The 22,742-nt window shown below is 70.3% G+C and carries 17 protein-coding genes; 10 read left to right on the top strand and 7 right to left on the bottom strand.

All coding sequences use genetic code 11. The features are described 5' to 3' along the window. Positions 1-5: 5 nt before the first annotated feature. Both ACFYOH_RS10200 and ACFYOH_RS10195 read left to right on the top strand, forming a co-directional pair. Positions 6-1,304, top strand: a complete 1,299-nt coding sequence (locus ACFYOH_RS10200; RefSeq protein ID WP_388623254.1) for a DMT family transporter — start codon at positions 6-8, stop codon at positions 1,302-1,304. Further along, entirely contained in the window at positions 1,250-1,561 is a 312-nt protein-coding gene (locus ACFYOH_RS10195; protein WP_388623251.1) for a hypothetical protein, read from the top strand. The genes ACFYOH_RS10200 and ACFYOH_RS10195 overlap by 55 nt, the downstream gene beginning before the upstream one ends. 104 nt (positions 1,562-1,665) lie before the next feature. Here the strand turns inward: ACFYOH_RS10195 and ACFYOH_RS10190 are convergent, their stop codons facing one another. Then, positions 1,666-2,574, bottom strand: a complete 909-nt coding sequence (locus ACFYOH_RS10190; RefSeq protein ID WP_388623248.1) for a LysR family transcriptional regulator — start codon at positions 2,572-2,574, stop codon at positions 1,666-1,668. Between the two features lie 139 nt (positions 2,575-2,713). Here ACFYOH_RS10190 and ACFYOH_RS10185 point away from each other — a divergent pair, with 139 nt between their 5' ends. Continuing rightward, positions 2,714-3,517, top strand: coding sequence for an SDR family NAD(P)-dependent oxidoreductase (locus ACFYOH_RS10185; protein WP_388623245.1), 804 nt, complete (start codon positions 2,714-2,716; stop codon positions 3,515-3,517). A 59-nt stretch (positions 3,518-3,576) separates the two neighbouring features. Here the strand turns inward: ACFYOH_RS10185 and ACFYOH_RS10180 are convergent, their stop codons facing one another. Further along, positions 3,577-4,266, bottom strand: coding sequence for a DUF4232 domain-containing protein (locus ACFYOH_RS10180; protein WP_388623242.1), 690 nt, complete (start codon positions 4,264-4,266; stop codon positions 3,577-3,579). Between the two features lie 880 nt (positions 4,267-5,146). Further along, entirely contained in the window at positions 5,147-6,142 is a 996-nt protein-coding gene (locus ACFYOH_RS10175) for an acyl-CoA desaturase (RefSeq protein ID WP_388623239.1), read from the bottom strand. Between the two features lie 505 nt (positions 6,143-6,647). Between ACFYOH_RS10175 and ACFYOH_RS10170 the strand changes: the two genes are divergently transcribed. Continuing rightward, positions 6,648-8,771, top strand: a complete 2,124-nt coding sequence (locus tag ACFYOH_RS10170; protein ID WP_388623236.1) for a PQQ-binding-like beta-propeller repeat protein — start codon at positions 6,648-6,650, stop codon at positions 8,769-8,771. A gap of 476 nt (positions 8,772-9,247) precedes the next feature. On the opposite strand, the gene ACFYOH_RS10165 is transcribed toward ACFYOH_RS10170, so the two are convergent. The 3 genes from ACFYOH_RS10165 to ACFYOH_RS10155 form a co-directional block, all read right to left on the bottom strand. Further along, on the bottom strand, positions 9,248-10,378 hold the full coding sequence (locus ACFYOH_RS10165; protein WP_388623233.1) for an FG-GAP repeat domain-containing protein: 1,131 nt from the start codon (positions 10,376-10,378) through the stop codon (positions 9,248-9,250). Positions 10,379-10,405: 27 nt separating this feature from the next. Next, a complete protein-coding gene (locus ACFYOH_RS10160; RefSeq protein WP_388623230.1) occupies positions 10,406-12,217 on the bottom strand; it encodes a hypothetical protein in 1,812 nt (603 codons plus the stop codon). Between the two features lie 259 nt (positions 12,218-12,476). Beyond that, positions 12,477-15,032, bottom strand: a complete 2,556-nt coding sequence (locus tag ACFYOH_RS10155; protein ID WP_388623228.1) for a hypothetical protein — start codon at positions 15,030-15,032, stop codon at positions 12,477-12,479. A gap of 595 nt (positions 15,033-15,627) precedes the next feature. Between ACFYOH_RS10155 and ACFYOH_RS10150 the strand changes: the two genes are divergently transcribed. Next, a complete protein-coding gene (locus ACFYOH_RS10150) occupies positions 15,628-16,896 on the top strand; it encodes a peptidase S8 (RefSeq protein ID WP_388623225.1) in 1,269 nt (422 codons plus the stop codon). 108 nt (positions 16,897-17,004) lie between these two features. Here the strand turns inward: ACFYOH_RS10150 and ACFYOH_RS10145 are convergent, their stop codons facing one another. Then, a complete protein-coding gene (locus ACFYOH_RS10145) occupies positions 17,005-18,228 on the bottom strand; it encodes a serine/threonine-protein kinase (RefSeq protein WP_388623223.1) in 1,224 nt (407 codons plus the stop codon). A gap of 789 nt (positions 18,229-19,017) precedes the next feature. Here ACFYOH_RS10145 and ACFYOH_RS10140 point away from each other — a divergent pair. The 5 genes from ACFYOH_RS10140 to ACFYOH_RS10120 all read left to right on the top strand — a co-directional run bounded on the left by ACFYOH_RS10140 (position 19,018) and on the right by ACFYOH_RS10120 (position 22,707). Beyond that, entirely contained in the window at positions 19,018-19,371 is a 354-nt protein-coding gene (locus ACFYOH_RS10140; RefSeq protein WP_388623220.1) for a hypothetical protein, read from the top strand. 299 nt (positions 19,372-19,670) lie between these two features. Further along, positions 19,671-20,522, top strand: a complete 852-nt coding sequence (locus ACFYOH_RS10135; protein ID WP_388623217.1) for a hypothetical protein — start codon at positions 19,671-19,673, stop codon at positions 20,520-20,522. A gap of 108 nt (positions 20,523-20,630) precedes the next feature. After that, positions 20,631-21,191, top strand: coding sequence for a hypothetical protein (locus ACFYOH_RS10130; RefSeq protein WP_388623214.1), 561 nt, complete (start codon positions 20,631-20,633; stop codon positions 21,189-21,191). 158 nt (positions 21,192-21,349) lie between these two features. After that, on the top strand, positions 21,350-21,931 hold the full coding sequence (locus tag ACFYOH_RS10125) for an RNA polymerase sigma factor (RefSeq protein WP_388623213.1): 582 nt from the start codon (positions 21,350-21,352) through the stop codon (positions 21,929-21,931). Then, positions 21,928-22,707 (top strand): hypothetical protein, encoded by a 780-nt coding sequence (locus ACFYOH_RS10120; protein WP_388623210.1) that lies wholly within the window; start codon positions 21,928-21,930, stop codon positions 22,705-22,707. Before ACFYOH_RS10125 ends, ACFYOH_RS10120 begins: the two co-directional genes overlap by 4 nt. The last annotated feature ends 35 nt before the right edge of the window (positions 22,708-22,742 follow it).

Below are 22,742 nucleotides of genomic sequence, written 5' to 3'. Positions count from 1 at the left end.
AACGCGTGAAGTCCAGACTCGATCCGCTCTCCATGGCGGCGATGGCAGTCACCGTGGTCTCCGTCTCGGCCACCGCCCCGCTCACCGCCGCCGCCTCCGCCTCGCCGCTCGCCATGGCCTTCTGGCGCAACTGCCTGGGCTTCGCCGTACTCGGGCCTCTCCTGCTGTTACTGCGCCGTCGCGAGGTCGTACGCGTCGCGCGCGGCGAGCGCGGCATCCTGCGCCGGGAGCAGTGGCGGCCCCTGGTCTTCGGCTTCCTCGCGGCCACGGCGCTCGCCCTGCACTTCGCGGCCTTCATGACGAGCACCCGGCTGACCTCGGTCGCCATGTCCACGGCCCTCGTCGCCACCCAGCCCGTCTGGCAGGCCCTCATCGCCGCGGGCCAGGGCGTCCGGGCATCCCGCCGGACCTGGGCGGGTCTCGCGCTCGCCGCGCTGGGCGCGGCCGCGGCGGGCGGTCTCGACATCAGGTCCGGCGGTACGGCACTCCTGGGGGACCTGCTCGCCCTCGCCGGGGCCGTCGCCCAGGCCGGGTACACCGCGCTCAGCGAACGGTCGCGCGCGGATGTGAGCACGCCGCTGTACTCGACGTTCACCTCGCTGGTCTGCGGTCTGGAACTCCTCGCCGTCTGCCGACTGGCCCACATCCCGCTGACGGGCTTCGACAGATCCACTCAACTGTCGCTGCTCGGGCTGCTCGTCCTTCCCCAGATCCTGGGACTCGGCTCACTGAACTTCGCCCTCGGCAGGACATCGGCGACGACCATGAGCGTCCTGCTCCTGCTGGAGACCCCCGTGGCGGCGCTCGCCGCGTGGTGGTTCATGGGGCAGGGCATCAAGCCCGCGACCGTGCCCGGGCTGCTGTTGATCACCGTCGGCGTCACCGTTGTGGTGACGAGCGGCGTCGCGGAACAAGCCACGGCCCAGCAGGGCAGAGAGGCCAGTACAGGAATACCGCCGTACCCGGCCTACGCCCCCGATCCACCCCAGCCTCCGCCGGCGCCGCAGCACCCGACGTTCCCGGACTCCGCCGGACGAGACCCCAGAGTGGACTGGGCAAGGTACACCGGGGACGAGAGCCCGACGGTCACCCTCATCTATCACGGTGCGGGTGCCTTCGACACCCTGATTCTGCGCATGCCGCACATGAAGGAAGAGGAGCCGAACCTCGACCGGGCCTCGTCACCGCCGTCCGCGATCGCGCCCCCGGCACGACCGTCCCCCAGGCCCTGTGCGAGCACGTCAAGCGCGTGCGCATCCGGGCCGACTCCGACGCCCGTTACGCCGACTTCCTCAACCTGGTGAAGACCACCCCGGCCCTCGGCGACTACGCCCACCGCATGTGGATCCGCCACCAGGACGCCCTCGCCCGCGCCATCGCCCAAGATCTCGGCGTCACACCCGACGACCCGCGCAGCGCCGCCCTGGCCCGGTTCGCCCTGGAGACCTCCGCCCTCGCCCAGCGCGCCGACGACCCCGAACGAGCCGTCGACGCCGCCTTCGACCTCCTCGAACACGGATGGAGCGCCCCGGCCCCGCGGTTCGGTGACGGCCGCGACTGACCTTGGTCCCGGACGTCAGGCGGCGCGGCCCCGGAGGGGCTGCCCGTTCTCACAAGGGGGTACGCCCGCTGCACAAGCCCGTTCACTCCCATCAGGAGTGAGCGTCATGGCGCCGCACGAAGCCGTGCGGCCTCGTGGCGCAGCGCCCCCACGGTGGCCGTCACCTCGGGAGAGCGGTCGCGGACCGTGACGGCGAGGACGGCTCGGCCGAGCCAGGCGGGGTCGTCGACCTGGACGACGCGGACTCCCGTGGGGACCGCGGCCGCGGCCACCTCGGGGAGTACGGCGATGCCGAGACCGGTGGCGACGAGGCCGAGGCGAGTGGGCCACTCGCGGGCGGCGTAGGCGATCCGCGGGTGGTCGAGGGTCGGCCAGGCACCGAACTGGGGGTCGTCACGCAGGCCCTTGCCGACGATCCAGGGTTCGTCCCTCAGCTCGGCCACCGGGACGGTTCCGCGGCCGGCGAACCGGTGGTCGGCAGGGACGGCGAGCAGAAGGCCGCCGTCGAGGAGCAGGTCGCGGCGCAGTCCCTCGAAATCGTAGGCGGGCAGGTCCGGTCCCACACCGATCACCGCGACGTCGATGCGGTGAGCGCGGAGTTGGCGAAGCTGCGTGGGCGAGGACGCCTCGCCGAAGTCGACGATCAGACCCGGGTGGTCGTTTCCCAGGCGGGCCAGTGTTCTGGGGACGAGCACGGCGGCGGCCGAGGGGAACGCCGCGATGGCGACTCGTCCGGTGACGTGGTCCTGCAGTCCGGCGAGGTCTGTGCTGACGGCGTCGATCTCGTTGAGGGCGGTGGCGGCTCGGCGGGCGAGCATCACGCCCGCGGGAGAGGGGGCCACCCCGCGGGCGCCCCGGACGAACAGCGGTGCGCCCGCAGCGGCTTCCATCGCCGCCACCTGACGGGACACCGCCGACTGCGTGTATCCGAGTGCGTCGGCCGCGGCGGTGAACGATCCGGTGTCGACCACTGCCTGGACGACGCGCAGACCGGTCAGGGTGAAGTCCGCCATGCCGTCATCCTGACACATTCCAAAACTGCATGTCTCTTATGCAAGACCTTCGCTGGTGGAATACCTCGATCAGCAGCACGCTGGAGGAGCAACAGCAAGCAAGTCACGCACAGCAATTCACGCAGGGGGAGCACCAGTCATGGCGAAGACGTGGTTCATCACGGGCAGTTCGAGGGGGTTCGGCCGCCAGTGGGCAGAAGCGGCGCTCGAACGCGGCGATCACGTCGCGGCCACGGCTCGGGACGTCAGCCTGCTGACCCCTCTGGTCGAGCGGTACGGGGACGCGGTACTGCCGGTCCGGCTCGACGTCACCGACCGCACCGCGGTGCACGAGGCAGTGCAGCTCGCCCACTCGCATTTCGGTTCGCTGGACATCGCGGTCAACAACGCCGGCTACGGGCACTTCGGCATGGTCGAGGAGTTGAACGAGGACGACCTCCGGGCTCAGATGGAGACCAATTTCTTCGGCGCCATGTGGGTCACGCAGGCCGTGCTGCCCGTCATGCGGTCGCAACGCTCGGGAAGGATCCTGCAAGTGACCAGCGAGGGAGGCGTACGTGCATTCCCCGGCATCGGCGCGTACCACGCCTCCAAATGGGCTCTTGAGGGGTTGTCGGAGTCCCTGGCGCAAGAAGTGGCAGCCTTCGGCATCCACATCACCAACGTCGAGCCCGGCCCCTACGCCACCGACTGGCTGGCTCGCGGGGCACGGCACAGTGAGCGGCACCCGGACTACACCGAAGTCCACACGGCCACCGCGCAGGATTTCGAGGTGGGCGACCCGCGCGCGACCCGCGACGCGATTCTTCGGATCGTCGACGCGGAGCGCCCCCCACTGAGGATCTTCCTCGGCAAGTCCTTCACCGATGTCGCCGCTCTCTACCAGGAGCGACTGAGCACCTGGCGCCAGTGGCAGCCGGTCTCCCTGGCTGCGTTCGGTTGAGCGGCAGCGCCGGGTGTCAGTGGTGGGCGGTCATATGAGCAACGGCGTGTCTGCTGAGCTTACTTGCCGGAGCCCACGTGGTAGCCGACCGGGTCGACGTAGACGTCCGGAGCGTTGCCGCTGGACGCGGCGATGGTGAAGGCGAGATCGTTGAGATTCACGATCTCCGAGACCTTCTCGTTCGGCGGGGTGACGGAGAGCCGGGTGTACTTCTTGCCGGAACCGCTGGCGTCCGGGATGTAGCGGAGCAGGAAGCGGGTCTCCTCCCCCGGCCCGATGGTGACGGTGGACGCCGAGGCGTCGGTGCGGGCGGCGTCGGGCCCGGTGTCGCCCAGTCCATCGGGGCCCACGAGCTGGACGCCCGGGAAGCCGTGCATGCTGCACTTCTTGGAACCGGTGTTCTTCAGGTTGACGACTATCTCGTTCTTGGTCCCGCTGGCGGAGGCACTGAAGGCGAGATGGTCGGTCTCGCACATGGAGCCCGACGTCGAGGACTGGGTCTTGGCGGAGAGGTTGCTGCCCTTGCTGGAGCCGGTGGAGCCCGTGGAGCCGGTGGAGCCGGACGAGGAGGAACCTGAGGTCGAGCCCTGCCCGCCGGTGGAGGTGCCGGCAGTGGTGGAACCGCTCGCTCCGGTGGACGCGCCGGTGTTGGTGGAAGCGCTCGATCCGTCGCCGCTGCTGCATGCGGTCAACGAGAGGGCGGCAGCAGCGACGACGAGGGCGAGAGCGGGCATCTTCTTGACGCGCATCGATACTCCTGGGAAGCGGTGTCGTATCGGCCGCTCGCTCCGGCTGGGCGGCCTCGGTTGCTTCATAGGAGGCCGGTGCCGGGCCACCCGTTGCCGTCGGAGTTGCACCAAGACACCGCTGCGACAAGCGAGTTGACGCGCCGTTACGGGAAAGCGGAGAACAACGGACAGATCGGGCCGTCGCAACGGCTGCTGGGCCCTGGAGGCACACGCGGTGAAGTCGACCGCGTAACCACCCGGCTCTTCTCGCCGGTTTCTGCGTCCAGCCAGGGGGTGTAGAGGTACCGGCAGACCGGCCGAACCTGGCCATACCAAGGCCACGATCCACGCGAGCGGGCATGCCCGCGCCATGACGCGACTGTGAGGGGAGGGGCGACGTCGTGTCCACCCCTCGGCGGGGCCATCAGGACCAGTGCCACACCAGGTTGGTGTTGCCCGCGCATCCGAAGCCCTGGACCCGCTGACCGTCCTGCCCGGAGGTGGAGGCTTCCGCGCCCAGACAGAAGCCGTCCGGGACGCTGACCAGCGTTCCGCCGCCGCCCGGCTGCCACGTCTGGGCACTCAGCCCGTCACAGCTCGTGGCCTGTATCTCCTGGCCGTTCTACGCCGGTCGTGCCGGCGTCGGCGTCCAGGCAGAGATGGCTGCCCCGATTGACGACGCGGCACTGAGAGCCTGGCCGGCCACACGGTACAAGGCCCGTCCTCCCGGCCGGGCTCCCAGGTGGTACGGCAGTACAGCCTCGCCTTCGTCGCGCCCTCGATAGGAGGGCTGATCCTGGTCGGGTCACCGGCAACTTGACCCTCAAGCGTCTCTGCCGCAGGTCTTCAACCCAGTCCAGGCATCCGGCGGCTCCCGCGGCGACGGGTGGTCCAAGCATCGTCAGCCCGAGGACCCATGCGGGGCACCCGGGTTGGGCAGCAGCCGAGCGCTGAGACGATCCGAGCTCGGCCAGCGCACGTCGTGGGCCCAGCGAAGCTTCTCGAACACCCAGATGAGGCGGGCCGCCGGGTCGAGCTGGCCCGGCAGCACGCCGTGGCGCGCGCCCGTGGGATCGGCGTGATGTGAGTTGTGCCAACTCTCGCCAAAGGACAGCAGTGCAAGTGGCCAGAAGTTGGTGGCCTTGTCCCGGCTGGCGAAGGGGCGCCTGCCCACGACGTGGCAGATCGAGTTCACCGACCAGGTGACATGGTGCAGCAGCGCCATCCGGATCACGCCGGCCCAGAAGAACCCGGTCAGCGCACCCGTCCAGGTGCCGGTGACGAACCCGCCGACCAACGCCGGGGCCAGGAGCGAGACGGCGGTCAGTGGTCCGAAGAGTTGACCGATGAGCCGCAGATCGGGATCGGCGGCGATGTCGGGAGCGAACCTGGCCCGGTTGCTCAGTTCACGCTTGAGCATCCACCCGATGTGCGCGTGGAGAAGTCCCTTCAGTAGCGCGCGCGTGTTGGTGCCATAGCGCCAGGGCGAGTGCGGATCACCCTCGCGGTCGGCGAAGGCATGGTGGCGCCTATGGTTCGCCACCCACTGGACCGGCGAGCCCTCGACCCCCAGCGAACCCGCGACAGCCAAAGCGATGCGCAGTCCCCGCCGTGCCTTGAACGAGCGGTGCGTGAAGAGACGGTGATAGCCGACCGTGAGGCCGGCCAGGGAAACGACGTAGAAAACCACGGCCATGCCGAGGTCCAGCGCGGACACGCCCCATCCCCACGCGAACGGCACCATGGCGATCAGGGAGATCGGCGGGGCGACGACGAAGATCCACATCGCCACCCCCGCCGCGGCCGTCTGCGGCGCGTCGAGCAACGGCTTGACCCCTGCATCCGCTTGCTGTTCGGCGGCGGTGTGTTCGCTACGGTCGACGTCACTCGGGTTCATCGGTTCCTCACCATCGCTCAAGCCTTTCGGAGCCGGTGCCGGACGACCCGGATCACGCGCACGTGTACTTTCGAGCGCGTTCTGCGGTCCGGGGCCCACGATCGCACTGGGCGGCATCCGCGCTGGTCGTCGCCGATGTCCAGGGCATGAACGTCGCGGAACTGGATCTCCGCGGGCTGCCGGCAAGTGTCTTGGCCTCGGGGAGGGGACAACTGGAGCCGGCGGCGCCGGTGTCGCCCTCTCGTGGATCGCGTCCCGTCAGGTGGTGTTGGGGACCAGGGCAACCGGAATACTCGGGCCAGGGACGACGGCCCCGCCCGGTCGGGTGTCCAACCTCGACACTGACATCGGCTTGGACTGCCAGGAGTTGAGCTCCCGCCAGGACGAATGACCCATCGCACGGCGCAGGGGCACCGATGCGTGATACGCGCGGCTCCGTTTCTGGGGCGGCAGGCCCTACTGTGATCCCCGTGAGGCAGGCCGGCGCTGGGAAGGATGATCGGCGATGACGCCCCTGAGCACCGGGGACCCGGAGTCCATCGGCGGGTACACCCTTCTCGGTCGGCTCGGGGCGGGCGGCATGGGAGTCGTCTATCTGGGAGTCTCCGCCTCGGGACGGCAGGTCGCGGTCAAGCTCGTGCACGGGCCGTATGCCCAGGAGGAGGAGTTCCGGACGCGCTTCCGGCAGGAGATCGCAGCAGCGCGCAGAGTGAGCGGCGCTTTCACCGCGCCTGTCGTGGACGCCGACCCGGACGCCGAACGGCCGTGGATGGCGACGCTCTATGTGCCGGGGTTCACCCTTTCCGAAGTCGTGGAGAAAGAGGGCCCGTTGAGCCGGCGGGACCTGCGCGCGCTGGGGCTGGGGCTCACCGAGGCGCTGCGCGACATCCACCGGGTGGGCCTGGTGCACCGGGACCTCAAACCGGGCAACGTCCTGATGACCGAGGACGGGCCGCGCGTCATCGACTTCGGCATATCGCGCGCCTCCGGCAACCAGAACCTCACCACGACCGGGCGGATGATCGGCACTCCACCCTTCATGTCGCCGGAACAACTGGCATCTCCTCGAAAGGTCACCCCGGCCTCGGATGTGTTCTCGCTGGGGTCACTGCTGGTGTTCGCGGCCGTCGGCACGGGACCGTTCGACGCCGACAGCCCGTACATAACCGGCTATCAGGTGGTGCACGGGACCCCTGACCTCGGCGGGGTGCCCGCAGGGCTCCTAGGCATTGTCGAGCGCTGCCTGGACAAGGACCCGGCCGCACGGCCGGAACTGAGCGACATACACCGCATGCTCCAGACCCTGCCGGAATCCGACGCCACCGGGTCTCCGGAGACCGGGCAGTCCGTAAACCCCCGGCGCCACCTCACTTCTCGGAGCACGGCCACCACCTCCGGGGGCGCCGCGACAGACACCGGCACCGGCAAGCGACGCCGGGGCCGGATGCTGCTCGCCGGCCTCGGCGCGGCGCTGGCCGTCGCGGGGCTGGGGATCGGGGTGGCTGTCTTCGTGGCCGGCCAGGACACCACCGCCCGTGCCGCGTCACTGCCCGACGGCTGGCGGCCATGGCGCACGGCGCTGCGGTCCGACGTGACGGGTGTTCCGCTCGACTACAACAGCCCCGGATGCATAGCGGAGGGAAGCGCCCTGTTCTGTGGCGGTACGGGCTTCACGGCCGCCAGGATCGACGCGGCCTCCGGCCGCACCCTGTGGCGGACCGGCACCCGCCCTCAGGGGGCGCAGCCGATCGGCGTCCGCGACGGGCTGGTCTACATGTACGAGGATCCGGACGACAGGACCCGGCGCGTGGTGGCCCTCGACGCGACAACCGGGCACCGGCGCTGGCAACGCGACATCAACAAGTCCCAGGACGCGGTCCTGTACAACGGCGGACTGCTGACCCTGTCCCCCGACTACTCCTCGTTCGTGGCCTACCAACCGTCCGGAAAGGAACTGTGGCGGGCGCCCTCGCTGAACGAGGTCTGCACTCCGTCGGCGCTGGGAGGCGCCCCCTACGCCCTGTGCTCAGCCGGCACCGAGCCCGGCCGGGCCCCGGTCGAGCTGATGAAGCTCGCACCGGGCAGCCTGAACAAGACCGCCACACTGCCCAAGAAGGCGGAAGCGCTCGGCGCAGTCGGCGGGCACCCCCTGTTCCTCGCCCCCCAGACCGCGAAGGACGTGTACGACGCCGGATACGAACGGCCCTACAACGCGCTGCTGCGGGTGGCTCCGGACACCGGGCAGGTCAGCCGGATACCGCTGGCACATCCACTGACCGGCGCGGCCACCCTCGTGGACGGCGTCGTCTACTTCGTCCGCTCCGACGGGACGCTGACCGCGGTGTCGGCGACCAGCGGCAAACAACTCTGGCAGAAGACAACAGACATGGAGAGTCTGTCCGCGCCCGCGGTGTCAGCGACGTACAAGCGGGTCTACTTCTCCAACCGCTTCGGCCGTCTGCTGGCACTGGACAGCCGCACCGGAGCAGAGGTCTGGCGCACCTCCGCCCTCGACGCCCCCGGGGACAAAGCGCAGGACTACCCGCCGCGCGTGCTGCTCGTCAAGGACGCGATCGTGGCGCTGGCCGGCGACACGGCCTTCTCCCGGAGCCCGAACGGGCCCACCTGACCGGCCGAGGCAATCACCGCGCACCGTGTGGCTCGGCCCGCAGACGGCCTACGCCCTCATAGGGGTGTGCATCTGCAAGCCGATAAGTCGGGGCCATCCCGCACCCGCAGCTGTCCCACGGCAGCGGAGCGATCCGACCCCACGCACAGTGCCCCCACGTGGGTGCGTGCCCAAAGCGTGCCCATAAGACCGGACAACCACGGTAAACAGCGGTGCGAAACCAGCCCTCGAAACCGCACCCCGGGCGGCATACCAGCAGGTCAGAAGCCGTGTCGCCATCCAAACGCCGTCGCTTTCCAAGCTGAGAGCGCGAGTTCGATTCTCGTCACCCGCTCCATGAAGAAGGCCCAGGTCACAGACCCGGGCCTTTTTGCTGCGTGCGGTGATCACTCGCCGCGTGTCAGCCGACGGCGTAGGCCTGGTTGGAGTAGGTCTGGGGCCGGAGGGCTGTCCTCCGGCCCCGCGCCGTGTGGCCGTCAGTAGAGATTCAGGTAGTTCTGCCAGCCGGCGCCAGCCTTGATTCGTGCGCCGAACGTGCCGTCTCCGCGGCCGGGGTTTATCCAGACGTTGCCGGCGGAGTCACGTTCCAGCAGGTCCGCCTTGCCGTCACCGGTCACGTCGCCCACGCCGGTGATCGTGTTGTAGGCCTGCCCCCAGTCGGCGAAGACCTCCTTGCGCGCGGCGTAGTTGCTCTTGCCGTTGCCGGCCATGAGCCACAGGTTCCGCTTGGAGTCGTACGCCAGCAGGTCCCCCACCCCGTCACCGGTGACGTCCCCGACCGCGATCAGCTTGGTGTAGGCCAGGCCGGTGCGCAGCAGTGTCCGCGCCCCGAACCGGCCCTGGGCGTTGCCCGGGTACAGGTACAGGTTGCCGTTCGACGCGCTCCACGCCAGCAGGTCCGGGTACCCGTCCCCGTTGCCGTCCCCGGCGTAGCCGAGCCACTTGAACTGGTTCCAGCCGGTGCCCAGGTCGGTGTAGGCGTTTCTGTTGTACAGGTTCGAGTAGACGCGAAGATCACCGGACGGTGTGCGTACGAGCACGTCGTTGGTCTTCCGGTCGCGCAGAGGACCGAACGGCACCATCGTGGTGCCGGCGGGCCAGGTCGACTTGTCCTGGAGCGGGATGAAGGAGCCGTTTCCGGTGCTGTCCTTGTAGGAGAACGTGGTCGCCGAGGTGCGGACCAGGATGTCGCCGAAGGTGTCCGGCAGGCCGTTCGCCGACTGGAAGTCATGGAACGCCGGTGCGCCGCCGGGCAGCAGGGTCGTACCCGTGGTGGTGGCGTCCGGGCCCCGGCCGTCGGCCGGCCGAGCGGTGATCTTCCACGTGTAGGGCCCGATCGAGGGCCGGGTGATGCCCGGCTCGGTGCCGTCCCACTGGGCGGTGAACTGTGCACGGGCCGGACCGCCGGTGACGGTGCTGACGACCCTGCCGGTGGCCATGCTCGTGACGGTCAGCGTCCAGGAGGCGATCGGCCGGGAGATCTGCCACGTGCCCTGCCACCCCGTGCCGTCGTTCCTGACGCCGGTCGTCTGGCCGTACAGGGCCACATCGGACGGTGACACCCCGCTCGGCACCACGTGCACCGTGCCGTCGCTGCCCGCGTACACGATCCCGCCGCCGTACGGGTCGACGGTTTAGCCCTGTCCCAGCACGGGGTCGGCCAGGTCGGCGACCTTGCGGGTCTGCGCCGTACCGCTGGTGACGTCGGTGACGCCGAGGGCGCTGCCGGAGACGGTCGCCACGAACCCGTCGCCGAGCGCGATGTCCCCGTCGGCGGTCCACGGCACGGGCACCGACGTGCGGGTCACTGTGTTGTAGACCCCGGCGCCGCCGTCGGCCGTGGCACAGGCCCAGTAGATCCACGGGCCGTTCGCCCGCAGTACCGACAGCGGGCAGTCCGCGACGGTGAACGTGCCGGGCGCGGGGGCGGTGGTGGGCAGGGTGTCCAGGTTGACGCCGGTGACCGTGCCCGGCGCGGTCTGGGTCCACAGGGTGGTCGCGGACAGCGCGAACGTGCTGAACGGCCACTTTTTCGCCTCGACGCCCGTAACGACCTGGAGGATCCGGGTCCCTGCCGGTGTCAGGCCGCTGAACGCCTCGGTCGAACCGGCCACCTGGACATCGCGCAGGTCGGACAGGCCGGTGGAGAACTTGGACCCGGCGCCCGAAATGATGTCGCCGTTCGCCGCGTCCACCACGACCGGCGAGCCGTCCGCGGAGGCGAACAGCGCGTCACCCTGCGGCAGGGCATTCAGTGAGGTGGTCGCACCCGTGCTCCCCGCGGCATCGACGGGCAGTTCGGTGTGCTGCATCCGGGAACTGTCCGGGGTGTACGGGCTGGTGTAGGCGGCGTCCAGTTCCCCGTTCGCCAGCGCGAGGGCGTCCGGCCGCCAGGTGGTCACTGGGAAGTCCGCGAACGCGGTCGAGTCCACGGAGCCGTCGGAGGCGGCGGTCAGCACACGCATGGTGGTGCCGGACGCCGATGTCTGCGCGACCACGACCTTGCCGTCCGGGGACTCCGGATCGGTGAGCGGCACGGTGACCGGGTATCCAGTGCCCAGGGACTGGCCGGGCCCCCCGTTCAGCGGGAGCGCCGACAACGTGAAGCCGGAACCCCCTGCCGGCGTGACCACGACGAGGTTGTCCCCCACCACGCCGACCAGGCGGGACGGGCCGGGCAGACTCAGGGTGACGGACACCGGGGGCGCCGTGACGTCGCTTGCGTCGAAGACCCGGACGTCGCCGGCGCCGTTCAGAAATACGAGCTTGCCGTCGCCGACAGCGAACTGTCCCGTCCCCGGCAGCGAGGACGCGTCGATCACGGAGCTGCTGCCGTCAGCGTTGATCCACAAGTAGTACTGGGCGCCATTCTGCTCATAGGGGATCATCACGTGATCGTTGTCCCCACCGCCCCGGATCGAGCCGCTGAACACGGCGCCGGTCGGCGCGGCGACCGGGGTGAGGGTGCCGTCCGGCGAGGCGATTGCCAGCCCCCTGCCGTGGTCGGACACCAGGGCCTTTCCGGCGAAGGCACCGTACACGTAGCAGTCGCAGGCCGTCCGGCGGCTGCCGTCGGAAAGGCTTTGGAACACCAGCGGAGCGCCGCCGGCGCCGTTGGCGTAGAACGCCACCAGCCCGTTGCCGGCGTACCGGGCTGCCCGGGTGTCGGACGGGAACGCCAGTCGCGTGGTCGTCCCTGAGGCGAAGTCGGTCCAGGCGTAGCTGTTCCCGTAACTGCCGTGCAGGACGCCGGTCGAGGAGACGTCGACGACCTGGCCCGGGCCGACGGAGGCCGGAACGGTCTCGGCCGGCAGGGTGATTGGCGCGGTGACCGGTGCTGGTGCGGCGGTGTCCGCCCAGGCGACGGGAACAGCGAAGGTTGCCGCGAGCACGGTCGCGGTGGCCGCGGCCAGCAGACGGCCGCGTCTGTGAGGGTGTTGAGCCACCCGTTCCTCCCCATGAAGGGAGCGCACCGGGCGCTCAACGCCGGCCGTGGTGGGGGGTAAGGGGAGCACGCCGGCGGCCGGTACCCAGTCCGCTCAAAGTCACGACAGTGTACGCACCTTCCCTCGCACCACAGCCGGGCCCCCACCCCCGGGCCCGCACATGATGTCGCGGACCTGAAGTGCAACAGAGGCGTACAACCGGCCCTCCGGCCCGGGCACCGCCGTCGCGGGTGTCCGGGCCGATCGCCGCCGGGGCGTCTCAGGTTCTGACCGTGAGGTAGAGCCAGCCGCCCCACGTGGTCAGGTTGGTGTTGTCCTGCGTGCTGTGCACGTACTCCGAGCGCACTCGGAACTTCTGGTTGACCGCGTTGGTGAGGCTCAGCTGCGCCACCCAGGTGCTGTTCGGGTCGAGGTAGTAGCAGCCCGAGGTGGTGAGCGCGTGCCAGGCGCCGCTGTAGTACTCCTGGGCCTGGAACTTCTCGCACTGGCCGGACTTGTTCGGGGTCACGACGGCGGTCACCCGCGGCTTCACCGTGTGGTGGTACACGCGGTAGGTGACGCCGCTGTACGTCGTGCTCGTGTAGTAGCCGCCCAGCGTCTCCGCGATCTTCACCTGGTCGTAGGCGGTGTGGATGGCTGTGGCCGGTGCGTAGCGGTAGTCGCCCGCGAAGGACGCCGTGAACGTCGTGTTGCGGGTGAGCTTGTACGTGGCCGACAGGTTGCCGCCCGCGTCCACGGTGCCGCTCTTGACCAGCGTCTTCCCGCCGCCGTAAGGCTGGGCGTAGATCGAGACCGTACGGCCGTTGTACGTCGTGCCCAGGTGGGCGGTGACGGTGGCGGTCGCGCCGTACGCGTACGAGGACGCGTTGGTGGTGACGGACAGGGCCGTCGCGGTACGGGACACCTGGACGATCGCGGACGCGGTGGCCGCCTTGTGGGAGGCGTCGCCCGGGTAGCTGACCGTGTAGGTGTTGGCGCCACCGATGGACGGCGTGTCCTTGACCGTTGTCGTGCCGTCGGTTCCCACGGGCACGGTCCACTGCACGGGCGTCGTGGTGTGGGCGGCGTCCGTACGGGTCACGGTGACCGTCTCACCGTTGTCGTACGGCGCGTCGCTCAACGCGCCGCTGAACGTCAGCGCGGAGCCGCGGGTGGCGGTCGCGGGCGCGTTCAGGGTCAGCGCCGGGGCGTACGGGGAGACCTGGACGGACGCGTCGGAGGACGTCGGCTGGTGCGTGGCGTCACCCGCGTACGACAGGTGGTAGGTGAACCGTCCCGCGCGGTCCGGGTCGTCGGTGACGGTGAACTCGGTGGTGGCAGGGTCGACCGTGGCCGACGGCAGTTGCGTCGTCTCCTGGGTGTCCTCGTTCGTCCGGGACACCTGGACGGTGGTGCCCTGGGGAAGGCCGCCGAGGTTCGGCTGGGTCATGAGCGATCCGGTGAAGACCACCGAACGGGGCGACGCCGAACTGAAGTCGGGGAACGGGATGGTGGTGGAGAGCTTCGCCACGTGCACCGTCAGGGACGCCGTCGCGGCCCGGTGCGTCGCGTCGCCCGCGTACGTCACCTGGTAGGTGTACGCGCCCTCGTCCTGGCTGGTGTCGCTGATGGCGAAGGAGCCGTCCTTGCCGACGGTGGCGTCGGGCAGGGCCGTACCGTCGCGGGTGACCTGGAGCGACGCGCCGGCCGGTAGCAGGCCCCTGGTGCTCAGCGATCCGGTGAACGTGTACTGCTGGGTGGGAACGGCGTACTGCGGGGGACTCAGGGACAGTTGTGTGTCGGTGAGCTTGGGGTCGCTCAGCACGTTGAGGGTGTAGGCCCCCGAGGAGTCCTGTGTGACGCCGTAGAGCGTCAGGCCGTCGGCTCCCCACTCCAGGCCGTCCGGAGTCAGGGTCCCGGAGGGGAAGGTGACGTGGTTCTCGGCGAGGGTGTTCGAGCCGGCGTACAGGTAGACACCGGCGGCCGAGCCCGAGGGGCTGCCGGCGGCGATCGTTCCGTCGGCGTCCAGGGCGAGCGCGTTCGGGCCGGCGCCGCCGGTGCCGTAAGCGGAAGGGCTGGCGAAGGCGAGGTCCGCGGTGCGGTAGGCATGCGCGGCGAGCTGCTGGGGGGCGGCGAGTACGACCTCCGCGCCGTCTCCGGTGACCTGGAAGCCGGTTGCCGTGCCGCCATGGACAAGAGTGTCGGCCTTGACGGACGCCGTCCCGGAGGAGACGTCGAAGGTGGCGACGTGGCTGAGGCTCTGCTGCGGCTCCTCGGCCGCGAGCACACCTCCGCCCGTCGCGAGCAGGGGTGCGACCGACCAGTGCGACATCGAGGGCTGAGGCGTCGCCGCCGGGTCGGCGGCGGACGGATCCACCGATCCGATGGCGCCCTTGCCGTCAGCCGTGTATCCGTACCAGACCCTGCCGCCCGCCAACGCGACGGAGGCCGGGGCGCTGCCCGTACCGGTCGAGTAGCGGGCGGACTCGGTGAGTTCCCCCGTGTCGATGGCGGCGACCGCGTCGCCGTCCGACAGCGCCGCGTAGAGCGTGGCGCCGTCGCCGGACAGCGCCAGACCAGTGGCGCCCGGCTCGTTCTCGATGGTCGTGACGGGGGTGCCGGACAGGTCGGTCACCAGGATGCCGGTCGATCCGGCACCCTGGCTGAAGAAGATGTGCTGGTGGGCGGCGTCGACCAGCATGTCTGAGTAGTGGGAAAGCGGCAGAGCAGCCGTGCTGTCGGCCCAGGCGGCGGAGCCGGTGAGGCCGACGGTGACGGTGGTCAGCCCCGCGACGACCGATATCGCCGCGGTGACGGAGACCTGCTTGAGGCTCATGGAGCTCCTGTTGAAAAGGTGAACAAGCAAGTCGGACGATAACTCCTGCCACTGACGAGGCTGTCTTCGCACGAACTCCTCCTTCCCGACAGGAGCAGCGAGTTTGCCCCGTTTCGCGGCCACAGCCACGACACGCCCGCGCAGTGCCGCAGGTCAGCGCCTTTCACCTGGCCTGGTAAGAGGTTCGTGCTGATGGAGGCGGCGAGCCGGCGAGTGAGCCACCGCCAAGCGCCGGTTACAGGTTCCCGGCCGCGCAACGCGCTTACCTTGTCCGCCCCCGGACCACACGGAACCCGGAGGCGGTGGCGGCCAGAGCACTACCGCGGACACGCCAGCGCCACCGGCGGTTCACTCGCTCACCGCGGCAGCCCCACAACACCTGCATTGGCATGGCCTTGACCGGCGGAAGACGGCGACCGCATGGTGAAACCATCCGGCCCGCAGCTGCCCTGACATGCCGTCTGTCAAGGGTGGTTTTCGTCATGTGGCCCTCCCGAACCGCCTGAAACCGCACGGAGGCTTGATGCACCGACGCGAGACACCCTCCGGATCCCTGGTGATCCACCGGCACCGACCGAGACGGCGGGTGCGGCGGATGGCAGCTGCCCTCACCGCGATGCTCACCTTCACCGTCACCGCCCTCACCATCGGCCTGGCCACCGGTGCCCAGGCCGCCGCTCTCCCGTCCGCCCCGCGCGCGTCCGCCTCGGCGGGTACGACGGGCTTCGGCTGCTTCCATCGCTTGCGAGCAGGACAGGCCCGCTGTTTCGGCGTCATGAAGGCCCACCGCACCACCTCGGGCCGCATGTCACCGTTCACCACCGGCTCCCCGACCACGATGGGGTACGTGCCGTCCGAGCTGCGTTCCGCATACAAGCTGGGCGGTACCTCGGGATCCGGTCGAACGGTGGCGATCGTCGACGCCATGGACGACCCGAACGCCGAGTCCGACCTGGCCGCTTACCGCAGCGCCTACGGTCTGCCTTCGTGCACCCGCGCCAACGGCTGCTTCCGCAAGGTGAATCAGAGCGGCCAGGCATCGCCGCTGCCCTCCGGTGACTACGGATGGTCCGAGGAGATCAGCCTCGACCTCGACATGGTCTCGGCGACATGCCCCGGCTGCCACATCCTCTTGGTCGAGGCAAAGTCGGCGAACGTCTCGGATCTCATGAAGGCCGAGGACACCGCCGCCACCACATCGGGCGTCGTCTCGGTCTCCAACAGCTGGGGTGGGTCCGAGGACAACACCATCACCTCCTTCGACTCGCACTTCCACCACCCCGGCGTCGCGATCACGGCGAGCTCGGGTGACTCCGGTTACGGCGTCTCCTGGCCGGCCTCCTCCCGGTACGTCACCGCCGTGGGCGGCACCTCGCTGAGCAAGGCGTCCAACTCCCGCGGCTGGACCGAGGCCGCCTGGAGCGGCGCGGGCTCCGGCTGCTCGGCGTACGAGGCCAAGCCGTCCTGGCAGCACGATTCCGGATGCGCCAAGCGCACCGTGGCCGATGTGGCCGCGGTCGCCGACCCGAACACCGGGGTGGCGGTCTACGACACGTACAGCAGCTGCCGCGGCGGGTTGTTGTGCGACACCGAGCTTCAACTCGGTGTCGCACAGGGTGCCGACGGATGGGTCGAAGTCGGTGGCACCAGCGTCTCGTCGCCGATCATCGCGAGCGTCTACGCACTGGCCGGAAACACCTCTCAGGTCGTCAACGGCTCGTATCCGTACAGCCACAGGTCGGCGCTCAACGACGTCACGTCGGGCAGCAACGGCTCCTGCGGCGGCAGTTACCTGTGCACCGCGCGTTCGGGATACGACGGGCCGACCGGCCTCGGCACGCCCAACGGCACCGGCGCCTTCTGACGGCGGCGCTCTTTGACCGACAAGGGCTGGGCTCGCGCCGCACTACTGCGGCGCGGGCCCGGCCCCCTCTGCCCGCCGTCACGGCTGTACGCGGCCTCTCCCAGCGGCTCAGTCGCCGGAGTGCCGTCGCCGTCCTTTCCCTCCGTTCCCGTCGCCGTGCTTGCCTGACCACTCGCCGCCCTTGTCGCCACCGGGTGCCGGCCTGGGTGACGTCCGGGCGGACGCAGGGGCAGGCGATGGCGTCGTGGCCGGGGTCCGACCGGCGGGCGTTGATGCGATGCGAGCGGGTGGGGGAGAGACCGGAGACGCAGGCGCAGTGGCACCTGAGTTCAGCGAGGCCCCGAGGGCCGTGGCCCCGGCGAACAGCGCGAGGCCGGCGCCGGCGAGAACGGCTTTGGAGGCCAGTTTGCGGCGACCGGTGGGGCGGGAGTGCGTGCCGGCACGGGAGTCACCGGTGTCCGGGGCCGGAGGCGGTGGAACTGCCGGGGTGGGCATGAGAGTGGTGCCGTGCTCGGCCGGTCGTGGTGTCCCGCTCTGCGCGGCCAGCCAGACGGCTGCCTGCTCGGCGGTGGGCCGCTGGGCCGGGTCCTTCGCGAGCATGCGCAGCACGTAGTCGGAGAGCGGCTGCGGTATGCCGGGGCGCAGGCGGTCGGGCGGTGCAGGTGTGGCACTGACGTGCTGCTGGACCACGGCCAGTGACGTGGCTCCGCTGAACGGGGGCCGCCCGGTGAGCAGTTCGTACAGGACACAACCGAGGGAGTAGACGTCGGACGCGGGCTGCGCGGGACGGCCCAGCGCGCGTTCCGGAGCCAGGTAGTCGGCAGTGCCGATGATCTTGCCTGTGGCGGTCAGGTTACTGGCGGCCTCCTCGGCGAAGCGTGCGATGCCGAAGTCGGTGATCTTCACCGTGCGGTCGGTGGTCAGCATGAGGTTGGCAGGCTTGACGTCCCGGTGGACCACTCCCTGCTGGTGTGCCGCGGAGAGGCCGGCGGCCGCCTGGGCAGTGATGGCCGCCGCCTCGGCCGGAGGCAGGGCGCCGCGCAGGGAGCGTTCCTGGGCCAGGTTCCAGCCGTCGACGAGTTCCATGACCAGGTGTGCCTGGTCATGGTGCGCGCCGAAGTCGTACATGCCCACGACGTTGGGGTGGTTGAGCCGGGCCGCGATATGGGCCTCCAGGCGGAATCGCTCGGCGTCCGCCGGCTCCGCGGCATGCAGCAGCTTGACGGCCACGGGCCGCCCGAGGAGTTGGTCGCAGGCTCGCCAGACCTCGCCCATCGCGCCGCGTCCCAGCAGCTCCTGCAACTCATAGCGGTCCGCCAGCAGACCTTGCACACCCAACCCCGATCATCGCGTTGCTCGTAGTTCCCCCGGCCCGGTTGTTCGGTTTGCGGGCGTTCGGGTCCCCGTTGCCCGGGCCGATGCACACTCCCTCTCGGACCGGGCGCCGGGGTGCGCATGGGGCAGGCAGACGACGGGGGATTCACCTGCCTGCCCCTCATTGCGCGACCACCCGCTCGGAACAGGGGGCGAGCAGGTGCCACGAGGCCCCTGGGTCCCTGGTTCCTGGGCCCACTCCTACAGCGCACCGCAGTGACGGTCCGTCACACCTCTGGGACGCCCAAGGCCACACGGCTCTCCGAACCGGGAGAGCAGGGGCAGGCCCGGCACGGGGGGAACCGAACCTGCCCCAGCACGTCGGCGCCTGCAAACCTCCCCCCGGAGGATGGGCGCCATGACCCCACCCGGGGTCACTTCCAACAGCGCGCCACAGGGCAGGAGTGTCACGGGGGGACGGGAATGGTTGCGAGACCGACAACTCTGTGAAGGAATGCCCTGAACTCCTTCATAATCCGGTCACGAAATTACGCCAACACCGGCGACCGGGGACTTTGGCGGCACCCGAATCACACTCCTCCACTTCGTCCGGAAAATTGGCCTGGCGTGTGAACATGCCGGTAAGTGCCTGCATAGGAAGCAATATTCGGGACATCACAGACGTCGGTGTAACGCTGCAGTGCATACGGGACGCAGAAGTAGGGAGAAGCGGGGTACCGACCGGCTGAATCGGAGTGCCCTGGCGCGAGCACGCAGAAACGGCACTACGTCAGATCGGATATCCCCGTGAGAAACATCGACCCGGTTCCCGGACACCAGGCCTACAACGAGCCGCCGGGCCCGGACCGCTCGCCGCACCGTCAGGCCACCACACGGCGTACGGCCATCACCATCTGCACGATCGTCGACATTGCGGCGGGCCTGCTGGGCCTGTGGATCCTGCTGTTCCTGCTCGATGCCAACCGCGCGAATGTGTTCGTCGAATTCGTGCGGGGCACAGCGGGCTGGCTGTCCTGGTGGGCACAGGACATTTTCACGATGGACACAGAGGGGCTACGCGTCGTCCTCAATTACGGTCTACCGGCCGTCATCTATTTGCTGATCGGTCACGGGATCGCTGCCCGGCTCAACCGAGCCTGACCGCGGACCGGCCTCTTTATTGATCGCGATGAAAACGGACCGAACCGAAGCTCAACTCGCCGCGGAACGCACGCGGCACCAGTCAGCGCAATTGCTGACCGGACGGGATGCGGGTCGGCAAGCCCGTCGTCGGGACGACCGCACCCGGGCCGCCGCGACCGGTCAGCCGGAGCGGCGCGGGTCGCCGCCGTAGGGGCGGGCCTCGACGCGGGTACGTCCGCGTGTCCCCTCCTCACCCAAGGACCAAGCCGCGGCCCAGGCCGACGGCACGTCGAACCAGGAAGACGGGAAGACCGCAGATGGATTACTGCTCCACATGCCGTCGGCACCTCAACGGCGCACTGGTGTGCCCCGGGTGCGGTGCCTACGCCCCGGACATAGCCCCGCCCGCCGCCAAGGGCCACAGCGGCTCACCCCCGGCGACGACGAGCGCCGGACCGGCCCCAACGGCCCACCGGGACCCCGCGGCCACCGTCACGTGGCAGGACAGCATCCCGGACGGTGAGACGGAGTCCACCGCTGCCGTGGACGTGGACCCGCACGTCGCCGCCGGCGCCGAGGACCTGCCGCCCGCGCGGCCGGGGCGTGCGGCACGCCGTCGCCGGCTGGCACGCTGGAGGAAGAACAAACGCCGGGCAGCGGTCGCGAGCGCTGTCGCACTCGTCGGAGGCGGCCTGAGCATCGCCCTGATGGACCGGCACTCCACCGACCGGGCACAGGCAGCCGTGGCACCGGACGACCCGAGAACGAGCACCATCCAGGAGCAGACGCCCCAGCAGAGCCCCCCGGCCGCCGCACCAGCGACCGCTCGACACTCCCACCGGCCGTCACACGCCCCGTCCCAGCCGCAGCCGCAGACGACCAACGCACCGCGGCAGCAGTCCCTCGCGGCGACGCCCAGCGCGACGAAACCGATCGCCCGGCCGGACGCCGTAGCTCCTGCCCGCCCGGCGACGGCGACCCCGCAGCCGCGCAGCACCGCCCCGGCCGCCGGCCACACGACCCCCGAGCGCTCCGGTACGACGGCGCAACAGCAGTCGGCGCCCGCGATGGACGACGGCACGAAGCCGGGCACGCCCCAGAGCACCAGACCCTCACAGGCGTCGACGTCGCCCACGGAGGTCTGCCTGCTCGGGCTGTGCCTCGGCTGACCACCCCTACCCGGCCGTTCCCGGCAGGTCGAGGGAGCGGAGTTCGCGAGCCCGTGTCAGCCCGTGAGCAACGGCCCCGGCCGACGGAAGGGAGAGGACGCAGAGCCCATGAGTCCCCGCTACGAATTCCAGGTCCTGCTGCACCGTATCGGCCGATGGTGGGCAGTCGACATCCCCCGCCTCGACCTCCACAGCCAGTGCCGCACCCTGGAAAGCGTGGAGGACCTGGCGCGCGGACTCGTCGCCGAAGCCGTCGGGGTCCCTCCGGACGTGATCGTGCTGGACCTTCTGGTGCCCGAACTCGCACCCGTGCTGGGCTCGGTGGCCGAAGCGCGGCGCCGCCGGGCGGCCGCGGTCGCCGCCGAGAGTCAGGCGATCGCCGCTGCTGTTCACGAGCTCGTGGACAAGCTCCACGTGAGCCAGGGTGACGCCGGGCGTCTGCTCGGCATGTGCCCGAGCGAGGTGGCCCGCTTCACGCCACCGCGCGGCTCGTCACCCGCCGGCCCACCAGGGCAGCTCACGCCCCTGCCCGCATCCGGTCCGCCGCGACCGGCCACCACCCCCGCTCTCCCGTCGCGGCCCGGCCCCGCGCGGCGACCACGGCAGGCGACCTCCCCGGCCCGGCCCTCCTGGGCCATCCCTGACGACGACACGGAACGCCGAGCCTGACCGGGCGCTTTGACAGGCACGGGCGCGCCCGACGCGGGAGTTGCGTGGAGTGGCCACGGACTATTTGGGACGCCGGTATGACGTGCCGTACGCTCCGGGGCGTTACTCGGCCCGTGGGGGACGGATCGATCGTGCGAAAGGAAAGGCGTGTTCAGCGTATGTCGGCCGATGATCTGGCGCTGAGCACGGCCGTGGCACGGGCCCAGGACGGTGACGAGGCGGCGTTCTCGGTGCTGTACCGAGCGGTCCAGCCCGGCCTGCACGGTTACCTGCGCGGGCTCCTGGGTGAAGGCGCCGAGGACGTGACCGCCGCCGTCTGGCGGGAGATCGCCCGCGAGCTGCCACGGTTTCGTGGCGACGGACACGGATTCCGCGGCTGGACGGCGAGCATCGCCCGGCGCCACACACGCGGCCACCTCCGGCGTCACGGCGCACCGCCCCGCTCGGCAGCCACCGGGACGCCCCCGACCGGAGACCACACCGGCCATCCTGCGCCCGGAGCAGTGCTGTCCGCCGAGACGGCCCAGACCCTGGTCGCCCGGCTGCCCCACGCCCAGGCGGAGGCGGTCCTCCTCCGCCGTGTCGTACGCCTCGACGAACGGGCGGTCGCCCGGGTCATGGGCCGGCCCGTCCTTGTCGTACGGGTCCTGGAGCGTCGTGGCCTGAGGAGCCTCGCCCTTCTGCTGGACACCAGCGAGGTGACACGCGATGTCGCGCGGACGCCGGGGGAACCGGGATGAGCACCCACCGAAACGGAGACGAACGGTTGAGCGGCAAGGCTCACCGGCCCGAGGACGCCCCACGCCTCGGCCCCACCGAACGCGACCACCCCTCCGGCCTGGACGACTTCGCTGAGCGGCTCGGTGAGGCGCTGCGTCAGCAGCCCGGGGACGACCGTGCGGAACAGGCCGCCCTCACCGCCTTCCGCGCCGCACGCACGGCGAGCGACAAGGCCGTGCGTACCCGGCGCCGGGACGACTGGCGGCCGAGGACGCGAAAGCAGCGTTGGGCGCGCGGCGGCGCCCTCGCCCTCGCGGCCGGCACCCTGCTGGGCGGCGTCGCCGTCGCCTCCGTCGGCGTGGTCGACGGCGCACGGCACCACGCTGCCAAGGTCGGCACCGGTAACAGCACGCGTCGGCCGCCCACGCCCGCCCCTGGCGAAGAGGGCTACCCCTCCACGGGGCCACGGACGGCACCGACCGCCTTCCCCCCTCACCCCGGCACCGCAAGGGACATCGAGGCCCACTGCCGTGCCTACGAAAGGATCAAGGGCCGTGGCCATGCGCTGAACGCCACGGCATGGCAACGCCTGGTCCGAGCCGCGGGCGGTGAACAACAGGTCGCGGGGTACTGCGCCCAGTTGACCGGGGCGGCGGACGACACCGCCCCGGCGCCGACCCGGACGAACAAGGTCAAGAAGACCGGCAGGACGAAGAACGCGGACAAGACGGGCAAAGGTCAGGGCAAGCCGAGCACCGAGACCAGGCCGTCGAAGGGGCCGTCCGACCGGCCCTAGACAGCGCCCGATCGGCAAGGGGCCCTTGTCCCGCC

Source organism: Streptomyces sp. NPDC007856 (assembly GCF_042868225.1).
In the GTDB taxonomy this organism is placed as follows: Bacteria; Actinomycetota; Actinomycetes; order Streptomycetales; family Streptomycetaceae; genus Streptomyces.
The sequence above is the reverse complement of the archived record's forward strand: the minus strand, read 5'-3'. Positions and strand labels throughout refer to the sequence as shown.

What these genes read in the sequence shown, in the direction of transcription:
- ACFYOH_RS10190 (WP_388623248.1), bottom strand. Translation starts at nt 2,574, where the DNA reads ATGGCGGACTTCACCCTGACCGGTCTGCGCGTCGTCCAGGCAGTGGTC.
- ACFYOH_RS10185 (WP_388623245.1), top strand. Translation starts at nt 2,714, where the DNA reads ATGGCGAAGACGTGGTTCATCACGGGCAGTTCGAGGGGGTTCGGCCGC.
- ACFYOH_RS10180 (WP_388623242.1), bottom strand. Translation starts at nt 4,266, where the DNA reads ATGCGCGTCAAGAAGATGCCCGCTCTCGCCCTCGTCGTCGCTGCTGCC.
- ACFYOH_RS10175 (WP_388623239.1), bottom strand. Translation starts at nt 6,142, where the DNA reads ATGAACCCGAGTGACGTCGACCGTAGCGAACACACCGCCGCCGAACAG.
- ACFYOH_RS10170 (WP_388623236.1), top strand. Translation starts at nt 6,648, where the DNA reads ATGACGCCCCTGAGCACCGGGGACCCGGAGTCCATCGGCGGGTACACC.
- ACFYOH_RS10155 (WP_388623228.1), bottom strand. Translation starts at nt 15,032, where the DNA reads ATGAGCCTCAAGCAGGTCTCCGTCACCGCGGCGATATCGGTCGTCGCG.
- ACFYOH_RS10150 (WP_388623225.1), top strand. Translation starts at nt 15,628, where the DNA reads ATGGCAGCTGCCCTCACCGCGATGCTCACCTTCACCGTCACCGCCCTC.
- ACFYOH_RS10135 (WP_388623217.1), top strand. Translation starts at nt 19,671, where the DNA reads ATGGATTACTGCTCCACATGCCGTCGGCACCTCAACGGCGCACTGGTG.
- ACFYOH_RS10130 (WP_388623214.1), top strand. Translation starts at nt 20,631, where the DNA reads ATGAGTCCCCGCTACGAATTCCAGGTCCTGCTGCACCGTATCGGCCGA.
- ACFYOH_RS10125 (WP_388623213.1), top strand. Translation starts at nt 21,350, where the DNA reads ATGTCGGCCGATGATCTGGCGCTGAGCACGGCCGTGGCACGGGCCCAG.
- ACFYOH_RS10120 (WP_388623210.1), top strand. Translation starts at nt 21,928, where the DNA reads ATGAGCACCCACCGAAACGGAGACGAACGGTTGAGCGGCAAGGCTCAC.